Here is an 11,884-nt window from a genome sequence, read left to right as displayed (position 1 = left end):
CTGCCCGGCCTCATTCCTCACCGTCATGCCGGATCTAGTCCGGGGTGACGGAGAGGGTAGGTGATCCGCCTTTCCGCGTCGCATCCAGACAGAACGATCCTGCTACCCCCGCCTCAGCGATATCCGCATTGCTGCAACTGCGCCTCGTAACGCAGGGCCATGTTGGCGGAGCGGCGGGCGGCTTTCTGAACGGCGGAATTGTTGCGCCAGCTTCCCTTGGCGTAACCGGCATGGCCGGAATAATAGGCGAGGTAGAGGTTATAGGGATCGTTCAGCGCAATGCCGTTTTCGCGGCGGCTCTTGGCGTGATACCAGCCGACGAAATGGATCGCGTCGGTGAAATCCGTGCGGCTGGCCGACCAGCGGCCGGTTTCGCGCTTGTAGACTTCCCATGTACCGTCCAGCGCCTGGGCATAACCGTAAGCGGTGGACTGGCGCGTCCAGGGAATGAAGCCGAAGAGTTTGGTGCGCGGCGGGCGGGCATAGGGGCGGAAGGCGGATTCGGTGTAGATCGTTGCCATCATCACCGGCACCGGCACGCCGAACTCCCGTTCTGCTGCCCTTGCGTCACGTCGCCAATTGTTGAAAAGGCCGTTCCGCTGCTCGAAAATCGCGCAGGCATTGGTGACCTGCGACGGTGCGGTTGCGCAACCGGCCAGAACAGTCATCAGTAAAACAACGGCAAATAAGCCACGCATCGCGGAACCCTTTCGTTCCGCTATTCTTAAATTGCTAACCATTAACGTCGGGTTTTAAGACAAGGTTAATTCAAATGCCGCCGATCAAGCGCTTGTTAACCCGCTGAAAATTCCTGTGTCCGGGATGCGGCAAAACCATGGGGTGAGTGGCGCTTTTTTCCGGACATGGCATTGCCGGCATCCGCGCACATCCCCGGTCTCACAAAGCCGCTTATGCTTGATCCATCCCGGTCATCCAGCGTGCGCGCGGCGCAAGGTGGGCGGGGCAGGCGGCCAAAACCGGGGAGTTTCCCGATGTCACGGTTGAGGCGGCCGGCATGTGCTCATCCTCCAAACAGGAACCGGTTTGGCGGGCGGGTCACATGTTGAAGCCGGGGCCGCATCGTCTGCAAAACCCTGCTACACCATTTGATACTCCCGCAGCGATGCGGCCCCTTTATCGCTTCTAAGCGTTGCCTCGGTTTCGGGGCGACGGGCGCGGGCTATGTTTCCGGAGAGCCTGCCCGCTGTACAAAAATGAAAACCGATAAAATTGTAGCAATCGGCTTAAAGCGCCTGAAAACAGTGCTGTGCCATTGTGGGATCACAGACAAGGAGCGGACAACCTGCAAGGACGGGGCCGCTGCGGAAAACAGAAATCGAGACCGGCACAAGCCGGCGGATCGTCAAACGGGGTATGAAAATGCTGAAGAAGATTATTGCTGCCGCCATCTGCGGAATTGCCATTGCTTCCATGTCGACTCATGCCGATGCGGCTGGTGCCGCCGGTTTTGCCCGCAGCTTTGCCGCAGCCGAAAAGAGCGCCGTAACACAGATCGGTATTTCGGCGCCCGGCGGTTTTGATGGCTGCGTTCTGTCCGCCGGCCAATGCGTTTCGACGATTGCCGCGCCGCTGACCGGCGAACGCCGCGATGAACTGCTGCGCGTCAACCGCGATGTGAACGCCACCATGGGCGCACTCGATGATTATTTCTCCGGCTTTTCAGCCGATGTTCCGGCAACGCCTTCGGTAAGCGCCAATGATTGTGGCGATTGTGCCGCGATCAAGCGCACGGCACTGGCCGGTGCCGGCTGGTCTTCCGCAGCACTGCGCCTTGCCTTTTTGCTTGATGATGACGGATCGCTCGAAAAGGTGCTTATTGTGAGCACCGACAAGGGCGATATCGTGCTCGGCAATGCCGCTTTCTCTCCGGTTGAGCGCGAAACCGCGCTCTAACCCGAACTTTTCATGCCTGCCAGACTGCGCCGGTTTTCCAGACCCTTACGGGATCAGGAAGCCGGCGATTTTTTTCGTTCCGCTACGGCAATGCCGGCCAGCGCCATCACCAGCGCCGCGATCTGGTAGGGATGCAGGGTTTCGCTGAGGACGATGACGGAGAGAAGCGTGCCGAAGACCGGGACGAGGTTGATGAAAAGACCGGCGCGGTTGGCGCCGATCTGCTCCACGCCCTTGATGTACAGGATCTGGGCGATGAGCGACGCGAAGATGGCGGCATAGACCACCAGCACCCAACCCTTCTGATCGGGCCAGACGACGTTGTCGCGTGAGATTTCCCAGAAGACCAGCGGGACTGAGGTTAGGAGGGCGAAAAAGGCGGGGATCGCCATCAGCGTGCGCCAGTCCACGATTGGTTTCCAGCGCAGGATGACGGTGTAGATGGCATAGACCAGCACCGCCAGCAGCATGATGGCGTCGCCGGCATTCATCTCCAGTTGCAGCAGCGAGACCGGATCGCCATGCGAGGCGAGAAGCGCCACACCGGCAATGGTGAGACAGAAACCGGCGATCTGGCCGAACAGCACACGGGTGCGGAACAGGATGAAGTTCAGCACGAATATGACCATGGGAATGCCTGCCTGGATGACGGCGGCATTGATGGCGGAGGTGTGCTGCAGCGCGGTATAAAGAAAGACGTTGAAGGCGGTGTAACCGACACTGCCGAGCACGAAGAAGTAAGGCAGGCGTTTTTTCACCACCGGCCAGTCCTTGATGAGCTGCGGCACGGAAATGGCGAAGATGATGGCAACGGCCAAAACCCAGCGCAGGAAGGTAAACGCCATGGGGCTGATGTGGCCGACGGCGAGCTTTCCGACAACGGTATTGCCACCCCAGCAGAGCGTGGCGATGATGAGGGCGAGATAGGCTTTCGAAGGCACGCTGATGTTTCGCTTCTTCAAGGGGCGGGAAAAGGCTAAGGGGTGAATAGCGGCCTTGCGTCCGCGCTTGTCCCCCCACGGGGCGAGATAATGCGGAATTCGACGTTTTGTCACGGAAAAAGCAAAATTCACCATAAGAAACAGGGTCGCTTTCCGTAAAACAACGCAGTATACATTCGCGGGTTTGGGTTTCCCATCGGGTTATCGGGCGCGCAAGCGCCATGAGCAGGAAAGCAAGAAATGACGAATGTTGTGGTGGTCGGCTCGCAGTGGGGCGACGAAGGCAAAGGCAAGATTGTCGACTGGCTGTCCGAGCGGGCAGATGTCGTCGTGCGGTATCAGGGCGGCCACAATGCCGGCCATACTCTTGTCATCGATGGCATCAGCTACAAGCTTTCGCTTCTGCCTTCCGGCGTCGTGCGTCCCGGCAAGCTCGCCGTCATCGGCAACGGCGTCGTGGTCGATCCGCATGCGCTGATCGCTGAAATCGGCCGTCTGGAAGTGCAGGGCGTGAAGGTCACGCCGGAAAACCTGCGCATTGCAGACAATGCCACGCTCATTCTTTCCCTGCACCGCGAACTTGATGGCATGCGCGAAGACGCCGCCTCCAACAGCGGCACCAAGATCGGCACCACGCGCCGCGGCATCGGTCCGGCCTACGAAGACAAGGTCGGCCGCCGCGCCATTCGCGTCATGGATCTGGCCGACATGGAGGCGCTGTCCGCTAAGGTCGATCGCATCCTGACGCATCACAATGCGTTGCGTCGCGGCTTCGGCGCTGCTGAAGTTTCGCATGAAACCATCATGGAAGAGCTGAGCTCGGTTGCAGAACGCATCCTGCCGTTCAGCGAAACCGTATGGCTGCTGCTCGACAAGAAGCGCCGCGCCGGTGCGCGCATCCTGTTCGAAGGCGCGCAGGGCTCGCTGCTCGATATCGACCACGGCACATACCCCTATGTCACCTCTTCCAACACCGTTGCCGGTCAGGCCGCTGCCGGTTCGGGCATGGGTCCGGGTTCGCTGGGTTATATTCTCGGCATCACCAAGGCCTATACGACCCGCGTCGGCGAAGGTCCTTTCCCGACCGAGCTGCATGACGAAATCGGCCAGTTCCTGGGCGAAAAGGGCCATGAGTTCGGCACTGTCACCGGCCGCAAGCGTCGTTGTGGCTGGTTTGACGCAGCGCTGGTGCGCCAGTCGGTCGCCACCAACGGCATCACCGGCATCGCGCTCACCAAGCTTGACGTTCTCGACGGTCTGGACGAGCTGAAAATCTGCGTCGGCTACAAGCTCGACGGGCAGGAAATCGATCATCTTCCCGCAAGCCAGGGTGCGCAGGCTCGTGTCGAGCCGATCTATGTCACGCTGGAAGGCTGGAAAGAATCTACCGTCGGCGCCCGAAAATGGGCGGATTTGCCTGCTCAGGCAATCAAATATGTCCGTCAGGTGGAAGAACTGATCGGGGCGCCTGTCGCGCTTCTGTCGACAAGTCCGGAGCGTGATGACACCATACTTGTGACTGATCCGTTTGAGGACTAATGTCCTCGGCGATCTAGATTCATAAACCATATCGGGCCGGTACGTCGCCGGTCACGACGAGAAAGTGCTTATGGCGGATTTTGTAGCAGTCATTCGCAAGGCCGTGGATGGCTTGGCGAACAATACTCCCGAAAACCGGGCGAAGGTTTACGACAAGGCGCGCAGTGCGGTTGTGCGCCAGCTCGAGAATATGAAGCCACGTCCGCCGGAAGAATTGTTGCGCCGGCAGATCGCCAAGCTGGACGCCGCCATAGCCGAGGTGGACAGTGAATATGCCGAGGCCTTGCCGGCACTGGAGGAGGACGATGCTTTCTCCCCCGTGGCGGAAGAGGCGGACGCTGCCTATCATCCACAGGATGTTGCCGAAGAGCCTGCCGTTCATGCCGCCGAGCGGTACGAGCCGGTGGAGGAAGAGCCTGCTCCGGTTGTGCCCGCACATTCGGAGCCGGTTTATCCTGTCCAGCCAGAGCCGGTTTATGAAGAACCGGCCCGCGAAGAAGAGCCTCTCCCCGAGGAACCCGTCGCCGCTTTAATCCCGCATGAGGAGCAGCATTACGGCGCGCGTGAGCCGGAGGAGCTTTACGACGCACCCGAACCGGCCCGTGTCGCGCCGGTTCATGAAGCCGGTCCTCACGAGGAAGCCGGTACCTATTTCACCCGCGCGCATGAAGAGCCGGCCTATCAGCCGGAGGACGAGCGCGTTGACGATATCGCGCCTGAAGCGGCGGCCCCCCATGCCGATGATTCCGTGCCGCCCCATTGGGCGCAGCCGGTTGATGAGGATGACTGGCGCAAACTCGAAGAAGCGCAGGACGAGGATGTTCGCCCTGCTGCCGAGGCCGAAGTGCGCCACGAGAGGGACGACCATTCCGTCGTCGCCGGTTATTCCGCGCAGCACTATCAGGCCCCGGATGTCAGCTTCGAGCCTGAGCGGCGCGACGGAGACGAGCATGCCGGTTACCGCGCTGCTGCCGATCACGATCCGATTTTTGGCGGGCACGACGATTTTTCCGAACCCCGGCAGACCGAAGACACGGCCCCGAAGAAGGCTGCTGTCGTCGAGGACTTCTCGTCCTATTTCGAGGACACGGATCTCGCTATCCCGCCGAAGGCCACGCCTGCGTTGCCGCGCGCCGATAACGATCCCTTCGATGACCGTGCCTCCAAGGAGAACAAGGAGCGCACGCCCTGGGACGATCTGGACGAGCTGATCGGTTATGACGGCGCATCATCTTCCAGCCGGGCAACGACGAACGAGATGCCCGCTCTCGGTGCTGGTGCCGCGACGCCCGCTTACATGGTCAAGAAGAAGCCGCGCCGGAATTATGCCTCGCTGGTGCTTGCGCTTGTGGGCGCCGGGCTTCTTGCCGGTGGTGGTTATGCGCTCTGGTTGAACCGTGATGCGCTGAACGACATGGTCGGTGGCCTGGTGCAGTCGGCACAGAAGGATGGCGGCACCCAGACGCCTCCAGCCAATACGGCGCAGACGCCGACATCCACACCGCCAGCTGCCCAGCAGCCGCCTGCCAGCGGGCAGCAGCCGACGACAAGCCCGACCAACCATCAGGCGCAGCCGCATGCCGATGACGGGTCCGTCACCGGCACGAAGTTCACCCAGCGGCTTCTGGCCGACGGGACCGAGCGCGATGAGGGGCCGGCGCCGGGCGCCAACGGTCAGCCCGTCACGGCGGAAGGCCAGTCGGTCTATGAGCAGAATGTCGCGCCGCCACCTGCGGGCGAGGCTCCGGCCAATACGGCTGCGGGTACTCCGGCTGGTACGCCGCCGGCACAGCCGCCTGCTGCGGCCGCTGCCGCCACGGGCGACCGCATGTTCCTCTACGAGGAAGTGCTGGGCCAGACGGTTCCGACCGCCATTCAGGGCAGCGTTTCCTGGTCGTTGCAGCAGGAAAACGACAATGAGGGTCGTCCGTCCGCAACGGTGCAGGGCCAGATCACGGTTCCCGGCCGTGGCCTCAGCGCGCTCATCACCTTCAAGCGCAACACCGATCCTTCGCTTCCGGCAAGCCATCTGATCGAGATCGTCTTCTCGGTTTCGCCCGGCTTCGAAGGCGGCGCGATCGACAGCGTCCAGCGTATCGCGATGAAGAGCACGGAGCAGGATCGTGGTAACGCCCTGATCGCGGTTCCGGCCAAGATCACCGACGATTTCCACATGATCGCGCTCAACGACTTCCCGGATGCGATGAAGACCAATCTGGAGCTGTTGAAGAGCCGCAACTGGATCGACATCCCGGTTTCCTACCGCAACGGCCGCCGTGCGCTTCTGACCTTGCAAAAGGGCAATGACGGCATCGCCGCCTTCGATACGGCGCTGCGCGAATGGGCGGCTGCAAAGCCCGCGACCGGTCAGTAATTGGTGTGGGGGCGGCTCAGCCCGCCCTTTTGTTAGGCAACGGGCGACCTGCTTATGGAATGGCTGCGGCGGTGTCTTTGCTTTGTCGGGTGATGGGTTTTGGGGATGTTGGTGGGTGCGGCTCACCCCCCTCTGCCCTGCCGCGCATCTCCCCCACAGGTGGGGAGATCGACTCGCGGCAAGGTTTCGCCTTTCTTGACTGTCGAGATAGCGCAACGCGGGCGCCTCTTGCCAATCTCCCTCCTTGTGGGGGAGATGCCCGGCAGGGCAGAGGGGGGTAGGCGGCATACTCTGAAGCGCGGATATTTTCCCTACCGCTTTCCTCCAGCAAAATCGCGGGTCTCAGAGGCAGACCATTTCCCATCGCCCGCCCTTTACAAACAAAAAATCCCCGGCCGAAGGCCGAGGATAATTCATGGTCAGCGCATTGGCGTCAAACCCTTGCCTTACGCATCCACCACGCGCAGCGCGCGGGCGGCTTCAAGGGCTTCCTTCTGCACCGCTTCCTGAACCTTCTCGAAGGCGCGAACCTCGATCTGGCGCACGCGTTCGCGGCTGATGTCGAACTCGGATGAGAGTTCTTCCAGCGTTACCGGGTCTTCGGCTAGGCGGCGGGCCTCGAAGATGCGGCGTTCACGGTCGTTAAGCACGCCCATGGCCTTGGCCAGCATACGGCGGCGGGTTTCCAGCTCGTCCTGCTCGATCAGCACGGCTTCCTGGCTTTCATGGTCGTCCACCAGCCAGTCCTGCCACTGGCCGGATTCGCCTTCGGATGCCTTGATGGGCGCATTCAGCGACGCGTCGCCATGCAGGCGGCGGTTCATCGAGATCACTTCTTCCTCGGAAACCTGCAGCTTGGTGGCGATTTCCTTGACGTGTTCCGGCTTCAGATCGCCATCGTCGATCGCCTGGATACGGCCTTTCAGCCGGCGCAGGTTGAAGAACAGGCGTTTCTGGTTTGCAGTCGTACCCATCTTCACCAGCGACCACGAACGCAGGATATATTCCTGGATCGAAGCCTTGATCCACCACATGGCGTAGGTGGCCAGACGGAAACCGCGTTCCGGATCAAACTTCTTCACCGCCTGCATCAGGCCGACATTGCCTTCGGACACGACTTCGCCAATCGGCAGGCCGTAACCGCGGTAACCCATGGCAATCTTGGCAACAAGGCGCAGGTGGCTGGTGACGAGCTTGTGAGCGGCGTCGCGGTCGCCATGCTCGGCGTAACGCTTGCCAAGCATGTACTCTTCCTGCGGCTCCAGCATCGGGAATTTACGGATTTCGTCGAGATATCTATTGAGACCGGCTTCGCCGGCCGTAATTGTAGGCAAACTATTGCGGGCCATAAAGCACCCCCTTATCTATGGTCTGGAACGGCACCCTCATCGATTGGCGATTACTCGCCCAAGGCACACCGCTAGTGGCGGGTCGTTACCGACCCCGCACGAACCCACGTAACAAATATGTATGCGCCCGCCGCGTTTCAAGCGAACACAGCGTTCACACATGCGTTATGTCCCGGCGACACCTTCTTTGACCTGTTTAACTTTCGAACGGTAAATTCGTTCCGAAAAACCACCGAGACCAGAGCGCACCATCAGCTCATACATGACCCGCCGGCGGGTGGGGTTGTGCAGGCGAACGACCCGGGAGCCGATAAACTCCGTTTCGACATGATCGAGTGTCTGCAAGTCGGGGCCTGAGGCAATCGCGTCCGCGTAGACAGCGTGAAATTCGCGGCGGCAGACATAGGTCTTGTATTTCGTCATGGCGAAGCAGGCGAGGCTGTGGCCGTGGGTGCGCAGAAAATCGGCGACGCCAACGGTCACTTCCGGCCATGCGGGGTTGAAGGTATCGTGGAAGACGATGACGCCGTGCGGGGCGATCACCTCCAGCGCCAGTTTCGCGTCCGCCAGCACATGGTGCAGGTGGTGCCCGCCGTCTATGCTGAAGAACCTGACGGGACCGGTCCGCGAAGTGATATCGGTGGGTGCGAGCCGGGTGCTGTCCCCCTTGATGATCAAGTCCTCATCCATCGCAAAACCCAACCGCCTGCCGTTTTCCATCAGGCGGTCATATTGGTCGAGGCTTCCGTCCGAGGGTGGGTCGAGTTCGAACAGGTCGACGCCCAGTACCTTTTCCTGCGGCTGCGCGAATTTGCGCAGCAGAAAATAGGACCGGCCATAATAGACGCCTATCTCCGCCATGCCGCCCTTCAGGCCGTCCCTTGTCTGCGCCTGCAGCAGCGCCTTGAAGACAAGCGCGTCGGGTGGGTCGATATAGCCTTCGACGCTTCGTAATTCCTGAAAGATAAACTGGCGTTCATCGGTGTTCATGCGCGATAGATCCCGTCGTCATGCCGGTTCCGTTCAGCTCTGCGGATAAAACGGCGTTCCTTGCAACGTCTGTCTTTCGGCAAGCCCGAGGTCCGGCCACGGCATTCGCGGTGACGATTTCAAGCTTTCCGGGGTTCGAAGAGGTGTGACGATTGAAGCGGAATTGGGGCGGTCTACAAGAAAGACCATGTGGGGAATATCGCTATCCGCTAATCTCTTTTTATTTTCCGTGGTTTCCGGCTAGATGCACGGCGTGGTTTTTTTGACCTCGCCGTGCGGCATTTTCAGCTGCGCAGGGCGGTAAGCAGTTCTTCCATATCATCAGGCATGTCTGTTTCGAATTCCATCACCTCGCCGGTGCGGGGATGTTCAAAGGCCAGGAGATAGGCATGCAGCGCCTGTCGCGGAAAGCGGTTGACGGTGCTTCTTGCCGGTTCCTCAAGCAGGTTCGCCTTGGTGCGAAAGGCCGCGCCATATTCGGGGTCGCCGATCAGCGGATGGCCGATATGGGCCATGTGCACGCGGATCTGATGGGTGCGGCCGGTTTCCAGGCGGCACTCCACCATCGAGGCGAGGCAGGACGCATCCGCCTTTTCATGGAAACGTTCCATCACCTCGTAATGGGTGATCGCCTCGCGGGCATCGTCCGTGTCCTCGCGCTTGACGGCGCGTTTGGTGCGGTCGGCGCCGCGGCCGAGTGCGGCGTCAATGGTGCCGCGCAGCGTGCGCGGTCGGCCCCAGACGACGGCCTTGTAGGCGCGTTCCAGCGGGCCGGTGCGGCCGTGATCGGCAAATTGAGCGGCGAGATGGCGGTGTGCATTGTCGTTTTTCGCCACGACCATGACGCCGGAGGTTTCCTTGTCCAGCCGATGCACGATGCCGGGGCGCTTCACGCCGCCAATGCCGGAGAGGCTGTCGCCGCAATGATAGATGAGGGCGTTGACCAGCGTTCCGGTCCAGTTGCCGGCGCCGGGATGCACAACGAGACCGGCGGGTTTGACGAGTACGATCAGGTCGTCGTCCTCATATTCCACATCGAGCGGGATATCCTCGCCCTTGGGTTCGGGGTCTTCCGGCTCCGGCATGACGATCTCGACGCGGTCGTGCGGGTGCACCTTCTTTTTCGGCTCGGTCACCGGCGTGCCGTTCAATAAAACGGCACCCTGCTCGATCAGGGCTTTCAGGCGGCTGCGCGACAGATCGCCGCCAACTTCGCCCGCAAGCCACACATCGATGCGGCCTTCGGCGTCTTCGCCGGCAATCAGGACTTTCCTTGCGTCTCCGCCTTGTTTAAAGGGGTCGTTCATTCTTATTTTTCCGATCAATCAGCATTCTAGGGAACCCGATGACGCACATCGAGCAAGACGAACAGGAAGACAAGCCGCTTGATCCGGCCATGGATAAAGTTCGCCGCAAGATGATCCGTTTGCAGATCGTGTCGGGCTCCGTGATGTTCATCAGCCTTATGGCTGTGTTCGGCGCGGTTGTCTACAAGGCGGTAGGACCATCGAAAACCGTTGTAACGCAGAGCGTACCGCAAAATCTGGCGGTTCCCACCGGCAACGGACCGCTTGCCGTGACCGCCAGCCTGCCGCAGGGCTTTACGATCGACAATGTCAGCTATTCCGGCGGTGACATGCTGTTTTACGGCAAGCTTGCCAACGGCACCCGCAAGGCGCTGGTCTTCAACGTCGCGGCCGGCCGGTTTCTCGCCGATGTGACGGTCGATGCACAGTGAGGATATTGATCCGGCGGGCGCGCATGCGCTCCTGGACGGTCGGGCTCTGATCCCGGTCGAAGACCCGGCCGATCCGCGCATTGCCGCCTTTCGCGATATTCGCGAGCGTGATCTCACCGGTCGCCAGGGCCGTTTCATCGCGGAAGGCACGGTTGTGTTGCGCATGCTGGCCGCCGCCCACAAGGCGGGTGGTGCCTTTGCGGCGGAAAGCATTCTCATCCTCAAGAACCGGCTTTCGGGCGTCGCGGATATCCTTGCCGATTTTCCGCCCGATGTGCCGGTCTATGTGGCGGAAGCGCCGGTGCTGGATGGCATTGTCGGTTTTCACCTTCATCGCGGCATTCTGGCGCTCGGCCGCCGGGTTCGTGACATTACGCTGGACGGGTTGACGGGCGCGCTTCCCGCCTCGTCGCTGGTGCTGGTGGGCTGCGGCATTTCCAACCACGACAATCTGGGTGCGATGTTCCGCAACGCCGCTGCCTTTTATGCCGATGCGGTGTTTCTGGACGAGACTTCATGCGATCCGCTCTATCGCAAGGCGCTCCGGGTGTCCGTCGGTTCCGTTCTCTCGGTTCCCTACCATCGCGGCGGTGGTGCGGTGCAGATGCTGGAGCGGCTTTCGCAGTCCGGTTTTGCGATCTGGAGCCTTTCGCCGAATGGCGAGACCGAGATTCGCGATATTCCGCGTTCGGAACGCATGGCGCTGGTCATCGGCACGGAAGGCGAGGGGTTGCCGCAATCGGTACTGTCTCGGTTCCATACCGCCCGGATTGCGCAGTCGCCGCAGCTGGACAGTTTGAATGCGGGGACGGCTTCGGGGCTGGCGCTTTATCAGATGGCGGGGGCTATCGGGCGGGTTTAGGTTTACCCTTTGCGCGTGGGGCTCACCCCCCTCTGCCCTGCCGGGCATCTTCCCCACAAGGAGGGAGATCGACCTGAGGCGAGGTCTCGGCCATCTCAACATTTAAGAATAAAGTGGCGGTAGCGCTTCTTGCTAATCTCCCTCCTTGTGGGGGAGATGCCCGGCAGGGCAGAGGGG

10 protein-coding genes are annotated in these 11,884 nt (G+C 60.9%); 5 read left to right on the top strand and 5 right to left on the bottom strand.

Annotation, left to right across the window (positions count from 1 at the left end):
• Nucleotides 1-113: 113 nt before the first annotated feature.
• Nucleotides 114-698 (bottom strand): transglycosylase SLT domain-containing protein, encoded by a 585-nt coding sequence (locus CRP02_RS23490; RefSeq protein WP_097172433.1) that lies wholly within the window; start codon nucleotides 696-698, stop codon nucleotides 114-116.
• A gap of 682 nt (nucleotides 699-1,380) precedes the next feature.
• Between CRP02_RS23490 and CRP02_RS23480 the strand changes: the two genes are divergently transcribed.
• Nucleotides 1,381-1,914, top strand: a complete 534-nt coding sequence (locus CRP02_RS23480; RefSeq protein WP_026330751.1) for a transglutaminase-like cysteine peptidase — start codon at nucleotides 1,381-1,383, stop codon at nucleotides 1,912-1,914.
• Between the two features lie 53 nt (nucleotides 1,915-1,967).
• Here the strand turns inward: CRP02_RS23480 and CRP02_RS23475 are convergent, their stop codons facing one another.
• On the bottom strand, nucleotides 1,968-2,855 hold the full coding sequence (locus CRP02_RS23475; RefSeq protein WP_179784172.1) for a DMT family transporter: 888 nt from the start codon (nucleotides 2,853-2,855) through the stop codon (nucleotides 1,968-1,970).
• A 240-nt stretch (nucleotides 2,856-3,095) separates the two neighbouring features.
• Between CRP02_RS23475 and CRP02_RS23470 the strand changes: the two genes are divergently transcribed.
• Both CRP02_RS23470 and CRP02_RS23465 read left to right on the top strand, forming a co-directional pair.
• Nucleotides 3,096-4,394: an adenylosuccinate synthase gene (locus CRP02_RS23470; protein ID WP_003513983.1), complete on the top strand. Its 1,299-nt coding sequence runs from the start codon at nucleotides 3,096-3,098 to the stop codon at nucleotides 4,392-4,394.
• A 70-nt stretch (nucleotides 4,395-4,464) separates the two neighbouring features.
• The gene (locus tag CRP02_RS23465) at nucleotides 4,465-6,768 is read left to right on the top strand and encodes a hypothetical protein (RefSeq protein ID WP_179784112.1); all 2,304 of its coding nucleotides are present in this window, start codon (nucleotides 4,465-4,467) and stop codon (nucleotides 6,766-6,768) included.
• A 446-nt stretch (nucleotides 6,769-7,214) separates the two neighbouring features.
• Here the strand turns inward: CRP02_RS23465 and rpoH are convergent, their stop codons facing one another.
• The 3 genes from rpoH to CRP02_RS23440 all read right to left on the bottom strand — a co-directional run bounded on the left by rpoH (nucleotide 7,215) and on the right by CRP02_RS23440 (nucleotide 10,414).
• A complete protein-coding gene (gene rpoH, locus CRP02_RS23455; RefSeq protein ID WP_003491840.1) occupies nucleotides 7,215-8,117 on the bottom strand; it encodes an RNA polymerase sigma factor RpoH in 903 nt (300 codons plus the stop codon).
• Nucleotides 8,118-8,282: 165 nt separating this feature from the next.
• The gene (locus CRP02_RS23450; protein WP_097172430.1) at nucleotides 8,283-9,107 is read right to left on the bottom strand and encodes a class I SAM-dependent methyltransferase; all 825 of its coding nucleotides are present in this window, start codon (nucleotides 9,105-9,107) and stop codon (nucleotides 8,283-8,285) included.
• A gap of 284 nt (nucleotides 9,108-9,391) precedes the next feature.
• Nucleotides 9,392-10,414 carry an RluA family pseudouridine synthase gene (locus tag CRP02_RS23440; protein WP_097172429.1) on the bottom strand — a complete coding sequence of 341 codons (1,023 nt, stop codon included), beginning with the start codon at nucleotides 10,412-10,414 and terminating at the stop codon, nucleotides 9,392-9,394.
• Nucleotides 10,415-10,452: 38 nt separating this feature from the next.
• On the opposite strand from CRP02_RS23440, the gene CRP02_RS23435 reads away from it, so the two are divergent.
• Both CRP02_RS23435 and CRP02_RS23430 read left to right on the top strand, forming a co-directional pair.
• Nucleotides 10,453-10,845, top strand: a complete 393-nt coding sequence (locus CRP02_RS23435; RefSeq protein ID WP_003513978.1) for a hypothetical protein — start codon at nucleotides 10,453-10,455, stop codon at nucleotides 10,843-10,845.
• Nucleotides 10,835-11,707 carry a TrmH family RNA methyltransferase gene (locus CRP02_RS23430; protein WP_097172428.1) on the top strand — a complete coding sequence of 291 codons (873 nt, stop codon included), beginning with the start codon at nucleotides 10,835-10,837 and terminating at the stop codon, nucleotides 11,705-11,707. The genes CRP02_RS23435 and CRP02_RS23430 overlap by 11 nt, the downstream gene beginning before the upstream one ends.
• Nucleotides 11,708-11,884: the final 177 nt, after the last annotated feature.

This window comes from Rhizobium sp. AN5 (assembly GCF_900215255.1).
Taxonomy (GTDB): Bacteria; Pseudomonadota; Alphaproteobacteria; order Rhizobiales; family Rhizobiaceae; genus Agrobacterium; species Agrobacterium tumefaciens.
The sequence above is the reverse complement of the archived record's forward strand: the minus strand, read 5'-3'. Positions and strand labels throughout refer to the sequence as shown.

Bases quoted from the DNA above. Each gene is read 5' to 3' on its own strand.
- CRP02_RS23490 (WP_097172433.1), bottom strand. From the start codon at position 698: ATGCGTGGCTTATTTGCCGTTGTTTTACTGATGACTGTTCTGGCCGGT.
- CRP02_RS23480 (WP_026330751.1), top strand. From the start codon at position 1,381: ATGCTGAAGAAGATTATTGCTGCCGCCATCTGCGGAATTGCCATTGCT.
- CRP02_RS23470 (WP_003513983.1), top strand. From the start codon at position 3,096: ATGACGAATGTTGTGGTGGTCGGCTCGCAGTGGGGCGACGAAGGCAAA.
- CRP02_RS23465 (WP_179784112.1), top strand. From the start codon at position 4,465: ATGGCGGATTTTGTAGCAGTCATTCGCAAGGCCGTGGATGGCTTGGCG.
- rpoH (WP_003491840.1), bottom strand. From the start codon at position 8,117: ATGGCCCGCAATAGTTTGCCTACAATTACGGCCGGCGAAGCCGGTCTC.
- CRP02_RS23450 (WP_097172430.1), bottom strand. From the start codon at position 9,107: ATGAACACCGATGAACGCCAGTTTATCTTTCAGGAATTACGAAGCGTC.
- CRP02_RS23440 (WP_097172429.1), bottom strand. From the start codon at position 10,414: ATGAACGACCCCTTTAAACAAGGCGGAGACGCAAGGAAAGTCCTGATT.
- CRP02_RS23435 (WP_003513978.1), top strand. From the start codon at position 10,453: ATGACGCACATCGAGCAAGACGAACAGGAAGACAAGCCGCTTGATCCG.
- CRP02_RS23430 (WP_097172428.1), top strand. From the start codon at position 10,835: ATGCACAGTGAGGATATTGATCCGGCGGGCGCGCATGCGCTCCTGGAC.